Genomic DNA, 19,398 nt, shown 5'->3' on the forward strand with positions numbered 1-19,398 from the left:
TAAGCTCGTACAATTTACTACATTTGGCAAATGAATTTACCAAAGAGATATATTATAGCGGTTGTCACAGTTTTTACTGTGACACTGTTTTTTGGATGCGAAAGTAATTTTAAGGAAGTTCAGAAAATTAATTTCTCAGAGTTTGTTCCCGGAAGTGATGCAGATACTGTTAATATCAAATACACTGATTCCGGATTAATTACAGGAGTTCTTAAAAGTCCAAAAATGTTAGATTATTCCAATTTGGATTTCCCTTTTACGGAGTTTCCAAAAGGAATCGATGTTACATTATACGATAAAAAACAAAAGCGTACTTTTATAGTGTCAAATTATGCGGTTTCGTATAAGCCAACCGGCATAATAGATTTACAGGGAAAGGTCAAAATTACATCAGAAACAGGGCAGATACTCGAAACGGAACAATTGTTTTTCGATCAGAAAAATGAATGGTTTTATACTGAAAGAAAGTTTAAGCTTACAGATGCAAAAGGAATTTCTTACGGTCAGGGAATAGATTTTAGTAAAGATTTTAAAGTGATTAATTCGCAACGAGTAAGTGGCGAAATAGAATCAGACGAAAAAATATAATTATGAATTATTTAAAATATACACAGTACGTTTACTTGGCATTTGCCGTTTACTTTATTTATGACGGAGTTATAAAAATAAACGAAGGTAATGATGGTGCTACCCTGAGTTTTATAATTGCGGGTATGGCAGTTTTTATGTTCTTCTTCAGGAGAAAATTTGCCAGGAAATTTGATGATCGTAACAAAAAACAGTAAAAAATGGAAATTGGTATTATAATACTATGTTTAATACTATCAGCATTTTTTTCAGGAATGGAAATAGCTTTTGTTTCCTCGAATAAAATTTATCTTGAAATAGAAAAAAAACAAGATAATTTTTTATCACAAATCTTAACGAAACTTACCGAAAATCCCTCGAAGTTTATCGCTGCAATGCTTATTGGTAACAATGTCGCATTGGTTGTTTATGGTTTTTATATGGGAGATTTGATTCTGGAATGCATTGTCAATTTAGGATTTCATTTCTCTGATTTAACAAGTTTATTGGTTCAAACCATACTTTCGACTTTTATCGTTTTAATAACAGCAGAGTTTTTTCCTAAAGTTTTTTTTCAGATCTATGCCAATTCATTAATTAAGTTTTTTGCAATTCCGGCATATCTGTTTTATAGGCTGTTTTATTACATTTCCACTTTTTTTATCTGGATATCAGATTTTGTATTGCAAAAATTTTTCAAGACAGAGGGCGATCAGGTTCAATTGTATTTTAGTAAAATAGAACTGGGAAATTATATTACAGAGCAAATGAATTCTGTTGAAGATGATGATGAAGTAGATTCCGAAATTCAGATTTTTCAAAATGCTTTAGAATTCTCAGGAGTAAAAGCACGCGATATAATGACACCTCGTACAGAGATAGTCGATATTGATTTGTTTGACAGTATTGCAGAGCTTAAGGAGTTGTTTATAGAAACAGGTTATTCTAAGATAATAGTCAGTCAAAACTCAGTAGATGATATTGTGGGTTATGTGCATTCATTTGATCTGTTTAAAAAGCCCAAAACAATAAAATCAGTTTTAATGACTGTTGAATTTGTTCCTCAGACTATTTTGATAAAAGATGCGCTGAATTTATTGATTAAGAAAAGAAAGAACGTAGCGGTTGTTTTAGATGAATACGGAGGAACCTCAGGGATCATTACAATAGAAGATATAGTTGAAGAGCTTTTTGGAGAGATTGAAGATGAGCACGATTCAGATGAAGAAGAGTTGATCGAACAGGAATTAGGCGAAGGCAGGTATTTATTTTCTGCCAGATTAGATGTTGAGTACTTAAACGAAACTTATAAGTTATCTATTCCTGAAGAAGATTCTTATGGAACATTAGGCGGTTTTATTGTTAATTCTACCAAGGAAATTCCTCAAAAAGGTGACGAAATAGTGATAGACAGCTATCATTTTGTGATTGAGGAAGCTTCAAATAAGAAAATCGAATTGGTGAAATTGACGATAAAAGAGTGATTTTTTAAATTAATGAAAAAAATTGTGTAAAATAAAACCCTAGTTGTATTGTTATTAACTAGATAATTGTATTTTCGCAAACTGAATATAAAATTAACGATAATAAAAATGGCAGTTTTAGCAAAAATTAGACAACGTTCGGCTTTATTGATAGGTGTTATTGCACTTGCATTATTTGCATTTATAATAGAAGGTATCTTTACCTCTAAAGGTGGAGGATCTAGTGCAAAGGATGTAGGAAGCATCGACGGAAAAGATATTTCATTTGAAGACTTTAGAGTTAAAGTTAGTAATGCTGAAAAAAGTGGTCAAGGAATTACTTCCACTGAAGCTGCAAACAGAGTTTGGGATCAAGAGGTTTCGATCGCATTATTATCATCTCAGTTTGATAAATTAGGATTAAGAGTTGGTGAGAAACACTTACTTGAAGTTTTAAAATCAGATCCGAATATTGGTAAAAACCCAATGTTTTTAAATGCAGCCGGAGCTTTTGATGTAGCTAAATTTAAAGAATACTTTAAAGCTAATCCTGAGGCAGCACAATATATCTCTGAAAAAGAAAAAGATGCTGAATTAAATGCAAAATTCCAAATCTACAGCACATTAGTAAAAGCAGGTCTTTATACTACAGCTAGTGAAGGAAAGTTGAAATATGAAATGGAAGCTAACAAAGTAAACTTTGCTTATGCTGCTGCATTATATTCTTCTATAAAAGATAGCGATGTAAAAATTTCTGATTCAGAAATTGTAGATTATATGAAGAAAAACGAGAAGAAATTCAAAGCGGATGCAACTCGTGAAATTCAATATGTTTTAGTAGAAGACAAAGCTTCAAAAGAAGACGAAGCTGAAATTAAAGCAAAAATCACTGCTTTATTAAACGGAAGAGTAGAGTACAACGCAAAAACAGGTAAAAATGATACTTTGCCAGGTTTTAGAAATGCAACTAACATTGCTGAATTTGTAAACTCAAACTCTGATGTTCCTTACGATTCAACTTATGTGCCTAAAAATGCTTTACCTGCTATCGATGCTGATAAATTATTCAGTTTACCTGCCGGAGCAATATACGGACCATACGTTTTTGGAAGATACTATGCTATTTCTAAATCTTTAGGATTTAAAGCAGGTGTTAATGCAAAAGCAAGTCATATCTTAATTGGTTATGAAGGATCTCAAACTCCAAACCAAAAAGAAAAAAGAACAAAAGAAGAAGCTAAAGCTAAAGCAGAAGAAATTCTTGCTCAGGTTCAGGCAAATCCGGATAGTTTCATGATGTTGGCTTTTACAAGCTCTGATGATTCATCTGCACAACAAGGTGGTGATTTAGGATATTTTGGTCCAAACCAAATGGTAAAACCATTCAATGATTTTGTATTCAATAACCCAATAGGAAAAGTTGGTTTAGTAGAAACTCCTTTTGGATTTCACATTATCAAAATTACTGATAAACAAGACGGAATTCGTTTAGCTACAATTGCTCAGAAAATTGAGCCATCTGAAGCTACTTCTGATAAAGTATTTACATTAGCAACTAAATTTGAAATGGATGCTGCAAAGAAAGATTTCAATGCAACAGCAAAAGAATTAGGTTTAAAAGTTGCTCCTCCTGTAACTGCAAAAGCTATGGATGAAGCATTTGGTCCTCTAGGAAACCAACGTAACATCGTGAGATGGGCTTATGATAAAGAAACTAGTGTTGGAGACGTAAAACGTTTTGAGATCGCTAATATTGGACACGTAATTGCTCAATACAAAAGTGAGAACAAATCTGGTTTAGTTTCTGTAACAGTAGCAAGACCATATGTTGAGTCAATCTTGAAAAATAAGAAAAAAGCTGAAATGCTAAAAGCTAAAATGACAGGTGCTACAATAGAAGCTATTGCTAAAAGCGCTGGTGTAGCAGTTCAACAAGCGGCTGATGTTACTATGGAGAATCCTGTTTTATCTGGTGGAGTTGGACAAGAGCCTAGAGTTGTTGGTAATGCATTTGCATTAACTCCAAATAAAATCTCTGCTCCAATTGAAGGAAATACAGGAGTTTATGTGGTAAAAAATATTAGTACTGTAAAAGCACCTGCTCTTACAAACCATGCTGAGTATGTTGCTAAAGTAAAAGCTCAAAGCGCAAATGATGCAAGTAGAATTTTACCGGCTTTAAAAAGCAATGCTAAGATTGAAGATAACAGATTACAATTTAATTACTAGTTTTTAGTAAATAAAGGTTAAATATAAAACCCGAAACGTTCTAATGAATGTTTCGGGTTTTTTTATGAGTTGTATTTTTTGTTAACGCTCTTGAATGTTTTGAAAATTTGAAGAGACAGATAGTTTTTACTGTCTAATTCAATATCATTTCATTATAGGTAAGAATGGTTTCGTATCCTTTTGAAGCAAAATATGTCGTTGGGTTTTCTTTTGAAATTACCATGACAAAATCTCCTCCCCAGGCTCCAAGGCTTTTTATGACGCCATCAAAATCAGGAAAAGCAGCTTCTTTAATCGTTTTCACTTTTAGAATAGTACTCAAATGGATTTCATGTTTTTCCAAAGCATTCGCAAATTCCTTTAGTGTTTTTGCATTTAAAACCGCCTCAGTAATTTTATTGTTGTCAATGATATTGTGCGCTAAATTTTGATTTTTATTGTTGTAATAACCATTTATCGCTGTTTTGCTATTTTGCTTTTTATTAAGGTAAACGAAATAAATGTCTTGGGTAAAATCCGGATTAAAGCTTACAGATTCCACTAGAGGTAAGTTCTCTTCTAAGCGGTATATAATAGGAGTGTCGTTTTGTGCACAGGCAATGTCGTAACCACTGCCTCCAAAACTATTTTTTAAGAGTGTAAACGCATCGATGTTCGTCCATTGAGCAATGTTGTTCAATAAAGTAGAAGACGTTCCTAATCCCCAGTTTTTTGGGAATGTAAGTTGTGTGCTGATTTTATATCCGTCAGACTTGCTTATAAAATCGGGATTTAGAAGATAGGCTTCATGTAGAATTTGTACCAAAGTTGTCTTTACAGTTTCGGCTTTTGTATCTGTATTATTGATGATCTCAGTAAAAGAAATAGTGTCTTCGTACCAAAGGTGTTCATCAAAATCATAGCTTTTCCACTGAATTTCCTCATTTGAGGCATTCTCTACAATTAAATTTTGTCCAAATTTAGTAGGTAATGCAAAAGCTTTGGCGCCATCTAAGACTAAATATTCGCCTGTAATTAAAAGTTTTCCGTTACTGTAAAAGGTTGTTTTCATGCATGTATGTTTCACATAAATTCCAATCCCAAAGCTTCGGGATAAAATTCCAAATTCCACTTATTGTTGGAATTTAGAATTTATTTAAAGATTTAATAATTTGGAATTTATAAATTGTGTTATTTTCTTAGATTCTCAATAAATTCAACTACAGCGCTATGAGATACGGCATTTTTCTTAAAATAAGATTTAATTAAACGACGTTCTTCTTCATTGGCTTCAAATTGGTTAATGATATTGTTTAAGTGCATTTTCATGTGACCTTCCTGAATTCCGGTTGTTGTTAGCGAACGCAAAGCGGCAAAATTTTGTGCCAGACCTGCAACAGCTACAATCTCCATTAATTCTTTTGCTGAAGGTTTTTCGAGTATTTCAAAACAAAGTTTTACTAAAGGATGTAAAGAGGTTAATCCTCCAACAGTTCCTAATGCTAAAGGTATTTCAAGCCAGAAAGTAAAAATTCCGTTTTCGATTTTAGCATGAGATAAACTGGCGTATTGACCATTTTTTGAAGCATACGCATGAACTCCGGCTTCAACTGCTCTAAAATCATTTCCGGTTGCCAGAATTACGGCGTCAACTCCGTTCATGATTCCTTTATTATGAGTTACGGCTCTAAAAGGTTCCACTTCGGCAATCTGAACGGCTTGTAGAAATCGTTCTGCAAATTCTTGTGGATTTGGAATGTGTTTCTCTGTTAAATCTTCAATAGGGCAGGAAACTTCAGCTCTTACAATACAATTTGGGACATAATTTGATAAAATGCTCATGACAATTTTTAAGGTTTCGTCTTCTGAAAATAAATCAGAATTTTGAAATTCATCTTTCAAAGTTGTTGCAAATTGCTCCAGGCAGGAATTTATGAAATTTGCACCCATACTGTCTTTAGTTTCGAAAGTAGCATGGAGCTGAAAGTAATTTTCAAGCAGGCTTCTTTTGTCTTTAAGTTTGATGTCTAAAATGCCACCGCCACGTTGTTGCATGTTTTTGGTAATGCTTTGTGTGTCAGAGAAAAATTTTGGTTTTATTTGCTCAAAGAAAGACTGCAGTTTTTCTGCGTCTCCATTAAAAGTAAAATGCACCTGACCAATTTTTTCAGTGTCAATTACGGTTGCTTTAAAACCTCCTCGTGTAGACCAGTATTTTGCTGCTTTTGATGCTGCAGCAACCACAGAACTCTCCTCAATAGCCATTGGGATAGTTTTATATTTTCCGTTAATTAGGAAATTAGGGGCAACCCCAAGTGGAATATATAAATTTGAAATCGTGTTCTCTATGAATTCATCATGCAATTGTTGTAGCTTCTCGTCTGAATTCCAGTAATTTCTTATAATATTTAGTGCTTCTTCAGGCTTTGAAAAATAAGTATTGGCGATCCAGTTTGTTTTTTCTTTTTTGGATAATTTAGAAAATCCGGCAACAGCGTTGTTCATTCTCAGTATTTTAAATAATAAAGTTGCGGCAAAGATACCATTTTAAGAGTTTTGTTTGCAATGTATTTGAAATTTGGAAAATACGCAAACGTTATTTTTTTTAACATTTAACACTTAAAATGTGTATTATGTTCATTTTTTTTACTAAAATTGGGCTCTTTTTTATATTTAAAATAATTCTAATGAAATCAGGTAAAATTACTGTAATACTTTTGTTTTTAGTTGCTACCGTTTTTGGTCAACAGAAAATTACTGTCGAAAATATTTATAGTGGTGTATTTAGGGCGAAAGGAATGGATGAATTGCAATCGCTAAAAAATACAGATCAATATACGGTTTTAAATGTAGATCAGGCAAGTAGAAGTATGCAGATTGATTTATATGATTTTGCAACCCTCAAAAAAGTGTCTAATTTAATCGATACTAAGAATCATAAGGCGCTTGCTGAAGGAATTGACAGCTATACTTTTGATGCTTCTGAAAAAAAGATCCTGATTGCATGTAATACAAATAAAATCTTTCGTCACTCTTTTACGGCAGATTATTTTTTATACGATATAACGACTAAGTCACTAACGAAACTTTTTGATTTTCAGGTTCAGGAGCCAACGTTCTCTCCTGATGGAACCAAAATTGCATATGCAAGAGAAAATAATTTATATGTTTATGATGTAGCTTCTAAAAAATCGACCGCTGTTACAACTGACGGAAAGAAAAATGCCATCATTAATGGTATCACGGATTGGGTTTATGAAGAAGAATTTGCATTTGTCCGGGCTTTTGACTGGAGTAAAGACAGTAAAAAACTAGCTTATATTCGTTTTGACGAAAGTCAGGTTCCTGAATTTTCGATGTCAATGTTTCATAAAGATTTATATCCAACAATCGAAACCTTTAAATATCCGAAAGCGGGAGAAAAAAATTCAGAAGTTTCATTACATATATATGATGTAGCAGGTAGTGCGGCTAAAAAAGTTAATTTAGGAAATTACAATGACTTTTATATTGCAAGATTACAATGGACAAATGATAATAATGTATTATCAGCTCAGGTTTTAAACCGTCATCAGGATAATCTTGATTTATTATTTGTAGATGGAACTACGGCAACTGCAAAAGTGGTTCTCAATGAAAAAGATAAAGCATATGTCGATGTTACAGACAATTTGACTTTCTTAAAAGATAATAGCTTTATCTGGACAAGCGAAAAAGACGGTTTTAATCATATTTATGTATATGACAAAACCGGAAAACTTAAAAATCAGGTTACAAAAGGAAACTGGGAAGTAGTATCTTACTACGGTTTCGACGAAAAAACAAAAACTATTTTCTATCAATCTACAGAAAATGGTTCGATCAACAGAGATATCTACAGAATTGCTTTAGACGGAAAAAATAAAGTACGTTTAACTTCTAAAACAGGAACTAGTGCTGCGACTTTCAGTCCTAATTTCCAATTTTTTATTACTACTTTCTCAAGTGCATCTCAGCCTACGACTTATACTTTAAATGAGTCAAAAACAGGAAAAGAAATTCAGGTAATCGAAAACAATCAGGCACTTTCAGCTAAATTAGTGGCTTATAATTTACCAACAAAAGAATTTTTCGTTTTAAAAACGGCAAAAGGAAACGAGCTTAATGCGTGGATTTTGAAACCGAAAGACTTTGACCCTTCTAAAAAATATCCTGTTTTCATGTACCAATATTCTGGTCCGGGATCTCAACAAGTAAACAATGATTGGAATAATAGTGATGATTACTGGTTTGCTTCATTAACACAACAAGGTTATATTGTAGCTTGTGTAGATGGTAGAGGAACTGGTTTCAAAGGTGCTGATTTCAAAAAAGTAACTCAAAAAGAATTAGGGAAATACGAAGTAGAAGATCAGATCGATGCTGCAAAAGTAATTGGTGCTTATCCTTATGTTGATGCTTCAAGAATTGGAATCTTCGGATGGAGCTATGGTGGTTTTATGGCTTCAAACTGTATTTTTCAGGGAAATGATGTGTTTAAAATGGCTATTGCTGTTGCTCCGGTAACCAACTGGCGTTTTTATGACAGTGTTTATACAGAAAGATACATGACGACTCCACAGGAAAATGCAAGCGGATACGATCAAAATTCTCCAATAAATCACGTTGATAAATTAAAAGGTAAGTTTTTATTGATTCACGGATCAGGCGATGACAACGTTCATGTACAGAACTCTATGCAAATGATGGAAGCGTTGATTCAGGCGAACAAACAATTTGATTCTCAGATATATCCGGATAAAAATCATGGTATTTACGGGGGGGCAACCAGAATTCAGCTTTACAATAAAATGACTAACTTTATCAAGGAAAATTTATAATCTAAAACTTTAAACCAAAAACAAATAATGAATAAAATGGGAGAAACTCAAGTAAAAACTGCGCATCCAAAAGGGCTTTGGGTATTGTTTGGAACGGAGATGTGGGAGCGATTCAATTTCTATGGAATGCGGGCTTTATTAACTTTATTTCTTGTGAATTCATTATTGATGAAGGAAGAAGAAGCATCTTTGATTTATGGTGGTTTCCTTGGGTTGTGTTATCTAACGCCAATGTTAGGTGGTTTTGTAGCCGATCGTTTTTTAGGTAACAGAAACTGTATTTTATTAGGCGGATTGATGATGGCAGTTGGGCAATTGTTATTGTTTACAAGTGGTAGTCTTTTTGATTCAAATCTTGGTTTGGCAAAAATCATCATGTATTCTGCGTTAGGGGTTATTGTTTTTGGTAACGGATTCTTCAAGCCAAATATTTCCAGTATGGTGGGGAGTTTATATCCTAAACAGGAAAAAACAAAATTAGATAGTGCCTTCACTATTTTCTATATGGGTATTAACATTGGGGCTTTTTTAGGTCAGTCTATTTGTCCTTTGTTAGGTGATGTTAAAGATGTAGGAGGAATTAGAGATATCCATGCTTTTAGATGGGGATTTATGGCGGCTTCTGTTGCGATGTTTTTAGGAACGATCCTTTTTTACTTTTTAAAAAATAAATATGTGGTTACTCCGGAAGGAAAACCATTAGGAGGTTTACCTTCTAAAAACGATGCTTCTGATTTTGAAGAAGGAGAAGCGCAAAAAGCTAATTTTTCTAATAAAGCTTTGGTCATTGCAGGAATTGCATTTATCGCTTTAGGATTCTTTTTTCATTATGTTGTAGGTCAGAATTTAATCTATACACTGATTTACTCAAGTGGTTTATCATTGGCCGGATTAATTATCTCAGATACTTCTTTAACTAAAATCGAAAGAGACAGAATTATAGTTATCTATATCGTTTCATTCTTTATTATCTTCTTCTGGGCAGCTTTTGAACAAGCAGGTTCGTCATTAACTTTTATTGCGGATAATCAAACAGACAGAAATTTCTTTGGCTGGTTGATGCCACCTTCAATGGTTCAGATTTTTAATGGATTGTTCGTAGTTATGTTAGCAGTTCCTTTCAGTATACTTTGGGATACTTTAAGAGCTAAAGGTAAAGAACCTATTTCTCCGGTAAAATTAGCCGTTGGTTTAGTTGTAATTTCTATTAGTTTCTTTATGATCGCTACACAGGTTTCGTATATCGGAACTTCAGGATTATTATTGGTAAAATGGTTGATCTTATTGTATTTCTTAAATACATGTGCTGAGTTGTGTTTATCACCAATTGGTTTATCATTAGTAGGTAAATTATCTCCAAAACGTTTTTCTTCTTTATTATATGGCGTATTCTTCTTGTCGAATGCATCAGGTTATGCTTTAGGAGGAACTTTAGGTTCTATCTTGCCTGCAACTGGTGATAAATTTGCAAAAGCAAAAGAATTAGGAATTGATCTTCAGGGAGTTTTAGATAATAAAATTGTACCAACTGCAGAGCAGTTAGCTTTATTAGATCAGCATCAGATTAGCGCTCACAATCACTTTTTTGCAGGATTTGAAATCCATAATTTATATGAGTTTTTTATGGTATTTGTTGTCCTTACAGGTATCGCGGCAATTGTATTATTTGCTTTAACTCCATTCCTGAAAAAAATGATGCACGGTGTGCGATAAATGATAATAATGATATGTAAAAAATTACCTATAGGTTTAGACTTATAGGTAATTTTAATTTTAAAAGAGTTTATAGTTATGTGGAAAAAACACCCAAAAGCACTGCCTTTTTTGTTTTTATCTGAAATGTGGGAGCGTTTTGGTTACTATTTAATGATCGGAATCTTTACTTTATATCTCAAGGACGTAAAGGATGGTTTTGCCATGACCGAGAAAGAAGCTTCTGATTTATATGGAACTTTTATAGCATTGGTTTTTTTAACTCCTTTTATTGGCGGTCTTGTTGCTGACAGGTATTTAGGTTATAGAAAGTCTATTGTTTTTGGTGGGATTTTAATGGGTATTGGTTACTTCTTAATGGGAGTACATGATATAACGGTGCTTTATATTGCCATGACTTTGGTAATTATAGGAAATGGTTTTTTTAAACCCAATATTTCAACCTTATTAGGAAGTTTTTATTCTAAAGAAGAGTATAAAGATAAAAAAGACGAAGGCTACAATATTTTCTATATGGGAATTAATGTTGGCGCTTTTATTTGTAATTTCTTTGGTGCTGCATTGCAGATCCTTTTAGGGTGGCATTGGGCTTTTATGGCTGCTGGTGTTGGTATGTTCATAGGTGTTATTGTATTTTTATTAGGTACAAAACATTATGTAGGCTACGATCAGAAAAAAGGAGTTCAGGAAGGAGATATGCCGTTTTATAAAATTATCCTGTTTATTTTATTGCCTTCTGTTGTTTTTGGAGTAATAGGCTGGTTGATAAAAGGTGTTGCTTCAGAAACTAATTTAGACAGTTATATCTTTGGTTCAGATAGTACAGATGCTTTTATTTTTGCCTGTATTCCGATTGTTTTCTTTTATGGTTCACTTTATTTTAAAGCCAAAGTAGAAGATAAGAGGCCAATTGGTGCTCTGCTGGCTATTTTTGGCGTAGTGATTTTATTTTGGGCTGTATTTAAGCTCAATGGTTCGGCACTTACTACCTGGGCAGATCGTTATACTGACAGAGAAGTAACCGGGACAGCCGGTCAGGTAGTTGGTAAACTAAAATTAGCAAAAGAAGTCGAATATAAAAAAGAGTCCACAGAGCTTTATGATCATCAGTTTCGTTTACAAAAAGTAAATGGAGTCGTAGAGACAGAGGTAAATTATCCATTATATTTTAGAAATGTTGCTCCGGAGAAATTACCTGAAGAAGGGGCTAAAGTGCATCTTTGGGCAACTAATTTGAGTCAGTCAATCAATCCGGCCTGGGTAATTATATTAACACCTTTGATTGTTGCGTTTTTCTCATTTTTGCGATCCAGAAAAAAAGAACCCTCGACACCTACGAAAATTGCTTTTGGTTTGTTAATTTCGGCGTTGTCTGTTTTGGTCATGGTAGCAGCTGTAGAAATTGGTCATGATGGAGCAGAAAAGGTGAGTGCCTGGTGGCTGGTGGCAAATTATGGAATCATAACAATCGGGGAACTATTCCTGAGTCCAATGGGATTATCAGTAGTCTCAAAGTTAAGCCCTGTTAATATCACTTCCTTAATGATGGGAGGTTGGTTTTTGTCGACTTCGATAGGGAATAAGTTGAGTGGAGTTTTGGCCAGTATGTGGGATACGTACGATAATAAAGCCAACTTCTTCTGGGTAAATTTTGCACTGTTAATGTTTGCAACTGTACTAATGTTTGGTTTGGTGAAACAGCTTAACAAGGTGATGAAAGAAAAAGGAATTAATTAATTATTTATAAATAAATGGAGCAGAAGATCACTTTAGAGGAGATTCAAAATTTTAAAGGCAATTACCCGAAACAATTGTGGTATTTGTTTTTTGTTGAAATGTGGGAGCGTTTTTGTTTTTATGGAATGCGTGGTGTTCTTGTTATTTTTATGGTAGATCAGCTTTTTTTGAAAGAAGATCATGCCAGTGAGCAATATGGAGCTATTCAGGCTTTTGTATATGCTTTTACTTTTATTGGTGGTATTTTTGCTGATAAAGTTCTGGGGTTTAAAAAGTCATTATTTTTTGGTGGAATCGTTATGATTTTAGGGAATCTTTTGATTGCTATTGCCCCTCATGATTTCTTTTATTACGGAATTGCTTTTTCGATTATAGGAACTGGTTTTTTTAAGCCAAATGTTTCTTCGATGGTTGGAGAATTGTATCATGAAAACGACGGTCGTAGAGATGCCGGTTACGGAATGTTCTATGCCGGAATAAATGTAGGCGGACTTTTTGGTGGTGCTTTATGTGTTTATTTAGGGAAATTCTATTCGTGGCAATTGTGCTTTTTATCAGCTGCAATTGTAATGTTTTTAGGTTTGATTACCTTTTTGTTTACTAAAAAGCATTTAGGGCCAATTGGTGATTCTCCATTATTACACTTAGATGTCAATAAGAGAAGAATTCGTGAAATAGCAGTGTATGCTGCGTCGATTTTGAGTTTGCCTTTTATTTTTATAATGGTTAAGAATACTAAGTATACAGATTATTTCATGTATACTATTGGTACAATTGCCGTTTCATATTTCGCATATGAATTGTTTAAATTGGGAGATGCTAAATTACAAAAGAAGCTTTTTGCAGCATTTCTGTTTGTGTTTTTCTATTTCTTGTTTAATTCTATTTACGAACAAAGTGGCGGATCATTGTCGCTTTTTGCAAAAGACAATCTAAATGATCAGTTATTGTTTTTTACAATTGATCCCAATGTTGTCAATAACAGCTCAAATACTTTTTTTGTAGTAGTTTTGAGTCCGCTTATTGGTTTGTTATGGATCTGGTTAGGCAAGCGAAAAATTGAACCTAATACTTTGATTAAATTCGGAATTGGATTTTTGTTCCTCGCGGCTTCTTTCTATATCTTCTATCTTACTAAATTCTTTGCAGACGTAAAAGGTATTACTTCATTGAATGTATTTACGTTTGCCTATTTGATAACTACTATTGGTGAGCTTTGTTTGGGGCCAATCGGAATGTCGATTATTACCAAACTTTCTCCAAAAAGACTCTTTGGGATGATGATGGGATTATGGTTCCTGGCAAGTGCTTTTGGGCAATTGGCTGCAGGTAAACTTGGGGCAGAAATTTCCAGATCAAATACAGGAGATACTTTAGTTTCTAAGCTGCAATCGTATACAGAAGGGTATTATCAACTGGCAATTTATTCGCTTATTGCGGGATTGGTTTTGTTGGCAATTTCGCCATTTATTAGAAAATTAATGCAAGAAGTAAAATAGACGACATTTTACAATTCTTTTTTTGTTTAAATTTGTCAAAAATTAAAAGGATCATGAAAAAGATATACTTAATAACATTGTTTTTAGTTGGAGCTTTTGCAACACAAGCGCAAGAGTTAAAATGGTACACTGATGTAAGAGAGGCGATTACTGTAAGTAATAAAGAGCAAAAGCCAATGTTAATGTTTTTTACCGGAAGTGATTGGTGCGGATGGTGCATTCGTTTGCAGAATGAAGTGTTGAAAACACCGGAATTTACTAAATGGGCCAAAGAAAATGTTATTTTAGTTGAGCTGGATTATCCTAGAAGAACACCGCAAACGCCTGAGATTAAAAATCAAAATAACGAATTGCAGCAAGCTTTCGGAATTCAGGGATTTCCAACCGTTTATTTTACCAGCGCTGAAGCAAAAGATGGTAAAGTCAATTTTAAAGGGCTTGGGCAAACAGGTTATGTTGCGGGAGGTCCATCTGCTTGGTTAACAGTTGCTGAAGGAATTGTTCATCCAAAGAAATCTTAAGAAGTATATTATACAACAATATTTTTGCAAAAGCTCCCTGTGTTCTCACAGGGAGCTTTTTTGTTGTGTGCCCAGCATGGGCGATAACTCTAGGGTGTAAGTCCCGAACACGCCTTTACAGTGGGAAGTGTTAGCTGAATGCAAGGGTGTCCATCGCGAGGTGGAATCTGAAGGAAGCAGTAGGCAAACTCTTGACCTGACGAACAGAAACTATATAAAAGGCCAAAGATGTTTGGATAAGGTTGCAACACAAACTGAAGTCCAAAACTGTACGGAAACATCATGGTAAATATAGCAGGTATATGAGAGGAAAGTTGTCGTTCTTACCTGGGGAGGTCTTATAGACATAGGGGGAGTTTTTTTTTAAGAAAAGCACTTATGGATAACAATTGCTATAAGAAGTCAGCAGAGGTCATAGTAGGTACTGTAAATGAGTACCGAAGGACTGAACTTAATTAAGTGAGTAGTAAATGAATGTTACCTATGAAGGCACGAATGCAGAAAATATCAAGTAATTTGATAACTACCTTGGAAAGGATAGGACGGAATCCGACAGCTACCAGGGAGTGCAGACCTTTATTGGGATAACTGAAAACAACCTCACGGAAGTACTTTAGGTTAGGTATCTATCTTAAAATGTATCGTAAATTAAGAACCGCCTTGGTACGGATCCGTATGCCGGGTGGTGTGGAAGGTCGCCTAGGGAATTAATCCCTAGGCTCCTATCCGATTAGTAAGAAAAGTTATTCAATGTTTTGTGCTGTTTTAGGATTTTAATATTTTATTGTATTAAAAAAAACATATAATATATTTTTTGTATTAATAAAAATTGGAAAATTAAAATAATATGTTAATTTCGTCATGCTATACTAACCAAGACCAATTATATTATGACTAAAAAATTACTTATCCTACTATTTTTTTTAGGTTCATTCTTTCTGCATTCGCAAAACTTAGTTTGGAGAACAAACATGACTGATGCTATTGCAATAAGTAATGAATTAAGAAGACCAATGTTAATTTTATTCACTGCCTCAGGTGTACCCGAAAATCTTCAAAACGAAATCTTTAAAACCCCGGATTTTGCCGTATGGTCCCGTGATAATGTAGTCCTTGTTAAACTGGATTTATCAGATCCTAACGCAGATCAAAGTGATAAAGATCAGAATATCAAATTAAAAAATGCTTTTGGTGTTCAGGACCTGCCGGAAGTTTGTTTTGCAAGTGCTTCGATTCGAAAAAGTAAAACAACATTTAGTGCATTAGGAAAAATTGCTTACAAACCAGGCGGCGCAAAAGCTTGGATAGCAGAATCAAATGCAATTTTGCACCCAAGTGAATAATAAAATTTAAATTAAGTTTCTTAGTTTAATTTGTAGATTCCCTTTTCGTTTTTTAAACGGAAAGGGATATTTTTTTATAGGTCTGTTTCAGCAAGTTAATTAGGAGTTTAGCTATTTAAAACGGATTATTTTTTAGTTTTCTTAAAAAATTAGTGTTTTATTATTGTATTGCTGTTTTTGTTGTTTTTTATGTATTTTGTGTTTGAATATAGCTTGTTTGGTGAGGATATTATGTTAATTTAGTCGCGTAAACCTACTTAAAACCAATTTAATATGACCCAAAAACTACTTATTCTACTCTTATTTTTAGGCTCATTTTTTCTGCATTCACAAAACTTAGTTTGGAAAACAGATATGAATGATGCTATCGTGGCAAGTGATACACAAAAACGACCATTATTGATTTTTTTTACTGCTACCGGTATTTCGACAAGAATCCAGAGCGAAATTTTTGCAACACCGGATTTTGCAGTCTGGTCACGCGACAATGTTATTTTAGTCAAACTGGATTTATCTGATGCTGCAGCATCTGATGTTGTAAAAGAACAAAATGTGAAATTAAAAAATGCTTTGGGTATTGACGAATTGCCACAGGTATGCCTTTTATTGGCTTCTGTCAGAAAGGGAAAGACAACTTTTAATAATATGGGTTTGATTCCTTATAGACAAGGAGGGGCAAAAGTGTGGATAGCAGATGCAAATTCGATCCTGAATCCATAAATAATTTAAGTTAAACTCCTTTAATCTAAAAGACCCCTTTTTGTAGTTTAAGCAAAAAGGGATTTTTTATTTTAATCTCTTTTTTTGATTGTTAGTCAGAACTTTATAAAATAAAGCTTGATTTTTTATTAAACAATTAAAAACCTATGGATTTATTGTTTAATCTGTATTTGTGTGTCTTTTTTAGCATTTTTAATTAATAAATATTAATTTTTAGTATCATTTGTGTTAAATTGGCTAAATAAATGTAATTTAAAAAAGCCTCATATGATTAAAAAATTACTTGTCCTGCTATTTTTTTTAGGTTCATTTTTAGTTCATTCGCAAAATTTGGTTTGGAAAACAAATATGAATGATGCAATCAAAATGAGCGATGAGCAAAGAAAGCCCTTGTTGATTTTTTTTACTGCAAATGGTATTTCTAAAAGCATACAAAGCGAAGTTTTCGAAACATCAGATTTTCTGGACTGGTCAGGTAAAAATGTTGTTTTATTGAGGCTCGATTTGTCAGATTCTTCAATATCTGATGAAGAGAAAGAACAAAATATTAGATTAAAAGAAGCTTTGGGTATCGAAGAGTTGCCGCAAGTGTGTCTTGCTGCAGCATTTATTAGAAAAAACAGGCCAAGAATCGACAAACTGGGACTGCTCAGTTATAAAGTTGGAGGAGTAAAACAATGGATCTCTGACGCTAAAATAATATTGCTTGGCGAATAAAAGCAAATTTCAATTTAGTTTAATTTATAAAATCCCTTTTCATTTGTAGCGTGAAAAGGGGTGTTATTTTTCAGGCAGGTCGTTTTCCATATTTTCTGGATAGCATATGAATTTGAAGCATCGGCAATTATAATTTTGGGATGTAAATCTTCTAAAATGCGTTCTAAGTTTATTTTCGGTGATTGGGTTAGTATCAAAATATCAGGTTGAATTTTACTTTCGTAAGTTCCTGAACTATCGATTACAAAAATCTTTTTTCCGTTGTAGAATAAAGTGTTTTTAATTCTTTTAGTGGATTTTATTTTACTGAAATTTCCAACTAAATAAGAATTCAAAGCGTTATTTTTAGAAAAAGTGTCTTTTGTAAAGACAGTGATTTCTTTGCCTTTTCGTTTTGAAATCAGTGTGTTTTTCTTTGTGTTGTATACAATTAATTCATTTCCGTTTTCGATTTCTTTTTTTGTGCAGATCAAAGAAGCCTGTAACGAAACTATTGTGATTAGTAAGAATACTAATTTGCTGTACGTTGGTTTTTTACTCCAGATTACAGCTGAGATAATCACTAAATAAAGAGTCAGCAGATAATAAGAATTAAAACTAATATCTCGTATAACAAACCATTCAAACGATGCTACAATGTGAATTGTTTTGTTTAAAAGATAAATGCTTTTTTCGAAAATTTCAATTAATAATATTGGCGGAGAACAGTAAATGGCAATAAGCATTACGATGATTCCCGCAATCATTATAAAGGATAAAAGTGGAATTATAATAATATTGGTAACAAAAAATAAGCCCGGAAATTGATGAAAATAGTACAAGCATAACGGCAGAGTGCCTATCTGAGCAGCAAATGAAACGGTAAGTGCATTCCAGATCGTTATTTGGATTTTGTTTTTAGGAGTCCATATTTTTTTTAATACAGGCTGCAGCCAGACAATAAAAAATAACGCAAGATAACTCAGCTGAAAACCAACATCAAATAAAAAATAAGGTTCAAAAAGTAATATTAGCAACATAGAAACTAATAAGGTATGATAAATACTTCCGCTTCGTCGCAAATGGTTGCCTATTGCCAGAAACGAAAACATTACGACAGAACGTAAAACAGACGGAGATAATCCTGAAATTACAGCAAAAGTTGTGAGAGATAATAAAATAGAAAGCAGTTTTATTAGGGAGCCTTTTCGTGTATTTGGAATTGGTTTTAAAATAAAATTGATAAAAATCATGATAAATCCCACATGCAATCCTGAAACCGAAAGTATGTGAGTCGCTCCTGAATATTGGTAATCCTGAATAATATCTGACGCAATTTCTTGTTGCTGTCCCAGGATAAGAGCCAATGCTACATTCATTTCTTCTTTGTTGAATTTGGCCTTTTCAAGATTGCGGACTATTCGGGAATGAAGTTTGCCGGAGTAGTACCAAATATCTTTTTTGAGTTTTTTATTAATTGTAATTTCAGCTTTGTTAATATAAACCTGAGCATAAATTTGCTTGTTGGCCAGATATTTACTGTAGTCAAATTGGTTTGGATTTTTGTTTGAAGTGTTTTGCTGTAATGTAGTTTTTACTTTTATGACGCTTCCTATAATTGGGTTTTTAAGGCTGTCTTTTTGTATGTTGACAATTATTTTGCCGGAATAAGCCTGATTGTTAATCGTGTTTATTACTGCAGTAAAGCGGTCGCTATAGGAGTTGCTTTTGAGTTTTTCCCGTAATGTAAAGGTTATAAATTGTGGCGTTTCGAAGGCTTTTTTGCAATGAATGTAATTGGATTTCTGAAGGGAATTAGTGTGCAGTAATAAAGTTAAAATACCCACGAAGAAAGAAATGAAATAAGTGCTTGAACCAAAAAGGATATTCAGGTTTTTATTTCTTTTAATCGTAAAATAAGAAAGTAAAAAAATAATTAAACCAATACTAAATACTGGAAGGACAACATATATTGACGGTTGACAGTAGTAACAAAATAAAATACCGATAAGAAACCAAATTGTAATTTTTGTTAAAGGAAAATCTAATACTTTCATTTGCTAAAAGTATTA

General features: G+C 33.3%; 15 protein-coding genes. 12 read left to right on the forward strand and 3 right to left on the reverse strand.

What is annotated here, in order from left to right; all coding sequences use genetic code 11:
* Positions 1–30: 30 nt before the first annotated feature.
* The 4 genes from lptC to QLQ94_RS07165 all read left to right on the forward strand — a co-directional run bounded on the left by lptC (position 31) and on the right by QLQ94_RS07165 (position 4,259).
* The gene (gene lptC / locus QLQ94_RS07150) at positions 31–588 is read left to right on the forward strand and encodes an LPS export ABC transporter periplasmic protein LptC (RefSeq protein WP_271336350.1); all 558 of its coding nucleotides are present in this window, start codon (positions 31–33) and stop codon (positions 586–588) included.
* A 2-nt stretch (positions 589–590) separates the two neighbouring features.
* Positions 591–785, forward strand: a complete 195-nt coding sequence (locus tag QLQ94_RS07155) for a hypothetical protein (RefSeq protein WP_271336351.1) — start codon at positions 591–593, stop codon at positions 783–785.
* A 3-nt stretch (positions 786–788) separates the two neighbouring features.
* Complete coding sequence (locus tag QLQ94_RS07160) at positions 789–2,051, forward strand: hemolysin family protein (RefSeq protein ID WP_271336352.1); 1,263 nt, start codon at positions 789–791, stop codon at positions 2,049–2,051.
* A 108-nt stretch (positions 2,052–2,159) separates the two neighbouring features.
* A complete protein-coding gene (locus QLQ94_RS07165) occupies positions 2,160–4,259 on the forward strand; it encodes a peptidylprolyl isomerase (RefSeq protein ID WP_271336353.1) in 2,100 nt (699 codons plus the stop codon).
* 133 nt (positions 4,260–4,392) lie between these two features.
* Here QLQ94_RS07165 and QLQ94_RS07170 read toward each other — a convergent pair whose 3' ends face one another.
* Positions 4,393–5,310, reverse strand: coding sequence for a GYDIA family GHMP kinase (locus tag QLQ94_RS07170; protein ID WP_271336354.1), 918 nt, complete (start codon positions 5,308–5,310; stop codon positions 4,393–4,395).
* Between the two features lie 119 nt (positions 5,311–5,429).
* Positions 5,430–6,743, reverse strand: a complete 1,314-nt coding sequence (locus tag QLQ94_RS07175) for a hydroxymethylglutaryl-CoA reductase, degradative (RefSeq protein WP_271336355.1) — start codon at positions 6,741–6,743, stop codon at positions 5,430–5,432.
* 182 nt (positions 6,744–6,925) lie between these two features.
* Here QLQ94_RS07175 and QLQ94_RS07180 point away from each other — a divergent pair, with 182 nt between their 5' ends.
* The 8 genes from QLQ94_RS07180 to QLQ94_RS07215 all read left to right on the forward strand — a co-directional run bounded on the left by QLQ94_RS07180 (position 6,926) and on the right by QLQ94_RS07215 (position 17,347).
* Positions 6,926–9,097 (forward strand): S9 family peptidase, encoded by a 2,172-nt coding sequence (locus QLQ94_RS07180; protein WP_271336356.1) that lies wholly within the window; start codon positions 6,926–6,928, stop codon positions 9,095–9,097.
* A gap of 36 nt (positions 9,098–9,133) precedes the next feature.
* Positions 9,134–10,810 carry a peptide MFS transporter gene (locus tag QLQ94_RS07185; protein ID WP_271336357.1) on the forward strand — a complete coding sequence of 559 codons (1,677 nt, stop codon included), beginning with the start codon at positions 9,134–9,136 and terminating at the stop codon, positions 10,808–10,810.
* Between the two features lie 78 nt (positions 10,811–10,888).
* Positions 10,889–12,547: a peptide MFS transporter gene (locus QLQ94_RS07190; protein WP_271336358.1), complete on the forward strand. Its 1,659-nt coding sequence runs from the start codon at positions 10,889–10,891 to the stop codon at positions 12,545–12,547.
* A gap of 14 nt (positions 12,548–12,561) precedes the next feature.
* Positions 12,562–14,046 (forward strand): peptide MFS transporter, encoded by a 1,485-nt coding sequence (locus QLQ94_RS07195; RefSeq protein WP_427402074.1) that lies wholly within the window; start codon positions 12,562–12,564, stop codon positions 14,044–14,046.
* Between the two features lie 53 nt (positions 14,047–14,099).
* Positions 14,100–14,567 (forward strand): thioredoxin family protein, encoded by a 468-nt coding sequence (locus tag QLQ94_RS07200; protein WP_271336360.1) that lies wholly within the window; start codon positions 14,100–14,102, stop codon positions 14,565–14,567.
* Positions 14,568–15,457: 890 nt separating this feature from the next.
* Positions 15,458–15,910, forward strand: coding sequence for a thioredoxin family protein (locus QLQ94_RS07205; protein ID WP_271336937.1), 453 nt, complete (start codon positions 15,458–15,460; stop codon positions 15,908–15,910).
* A 273-nt stretch (positions 15,911–16,183) separates the two neighbouring features.
* Entirely contained in the window at positions 16,184–16,630 is a 447-nt protein-coding gene (locus tag QLQ94_RS07210; protein WP_271336938.1) for a thioredoxin domain-containing protein, read from the forward strand.
* Between the two features lie 267 nt (positions 16,631–16,897).
* Positions 16,898–17,347, forward strand: a complete 450-nt coding sequence (locus QLQ94_RS07215; RefSeq protein WP_427402117.1) for a thioredoxin family protein — start codon at positions 16,898–16,900, stop codon at positions 17,345–17,347.
* A 14-nt stretch (positions 17,348–17,361) separates the two neighbouring features.
* On the opposite strand, the gene QLQ94_RS07220 is transcribed toward QLQ94_RS07215, so the two are convergent.
* Entirely contained in the window at positions 17,362–19,383 is a 2,022-nt protein-coding gene (locus QLQ94_RS07220) for a ComEC/Rec2 family competence protein (RefSeq protein WP_271336940.1), read from the reverse strand.
* Positions 19,384–19,398 lie beyond the last annotated feature (15 nt).

It is taken from the genome of Flavobacterium sp. B114r (assembly GCF_056824125.1).

What these genes read in the sequence shown, in the direction of transcription:
- lptC (WP_271336350.1), top strand. Translation starts at nt 31, where the DNA reads ATGAATTTACCAAAGAGATATATTATAGCGGTTGTCACAGTTTTTACT.
- QLQ94_RS07155 (WP_271336351.1), top strand. Translation starts at nt 591, where the DNA reads ATGAATTATTTAAAATATACACAGTACGTTTACTTGGCATTTGCCGTT.
- QLQ94_RS07160 (WP_271336352.1), top strand. Translation starts at nt 789, where the DNA reads ATGGAAATTGGTATTATAATACTATGTTTAATACTATCAGCATTTTTT.
- QLQ94_RS07165 (WP_271336353.1), top strand. Translation starts at nt 2,160, where the DNA reads ATGGCAGTTTTAGCAAAAATTAGACAACGTTCGGCTTTATTGATAGGT.
- QLQ94_RS07170 (WP_271336354.1), bottom strand. Translation starts at nt 5,310, where the DNA reads ATGAAAACAACCTTTTACAGTAACGGAAAACTTTTAATTACAGGCGAA.
- QLQ94_RS07175 (WP_271336355.1), bottom strand. Translation starts at nt 6,743, where the DNA reads ATGAACAACGCTGTTGCCGGATTTTCTAAATTATCCAAAAAAGAAAAA.
- QLQ94_RS07180 (WP_271336356.1), top strand. Translation starts at nt 6,926, where the DNA reads ATGAAATCAGGTAAAATTACTGTAATACTTTTGTTTTTAGTTGCTACC.
- QLQ94_RS07185 (WP_271336357.1), top strand. Translation starts at nt 9,134, where the DNA reads ATGGGAGAAACTCAAGTAAAAACTGCGCATCCAAAAGGGCTTTGGGTA.
- QLQ94_RS07190 (WP_271336358.1), top strand. Translation starts at nt 10,889, where the DNA reads ATGTGGAAAAAACACCCAAAAGCACTGCCTTTTTTGTTTTTATCTGAA.
- QLQ94_RS07195 (WP_427402074.1), top strand. Translation starts at nt 12,562, where the DNA reads ATGGAGCAGAAGATCACTTTAGAGGAGATTCAAAATTTTAAAGGCAAT.
- QLQ94_RS07200 (WP_271336360.1), top strand. Translation starts at nt 14,100, where the DNA reads ATGAAAAAGATATACTTAATAACATTGTTTTTAGTTGGAGCTTTTGCA.
- QLQ94_RS07205 (WP_271336937.1), top strand. Translation starts at nt 15,458, where the DNA reads ATGACTAAAAAATTACTTATCCTACTATTTTTTTTAGGTTCATTCTTT.
- QLQ94_RS07210 (WP_271336938.1), top strand. Translation starts at nt 16,184, where the DNA reads ATGACCCAAAAACTACTTATTCTACTCTTATTTTTAGGCTCATTTTTT.
- QLQ94_RS07215 (WP_427402117.1), top strand. Translation starts at nt 16,898, where the DNA reads ATGATTAAAAAATTACTTGTCCTGCTATTTTTTTTAGGTTCATTTTTA.
- QLQ94_RS07220 (WP_271336940.1), bottom strand. Translation starts at nt 19,383, where the DNA reads ATGAAAGTATTAGATTTTCCTTTAACAAAAATTACAATTTGGTTTCTT.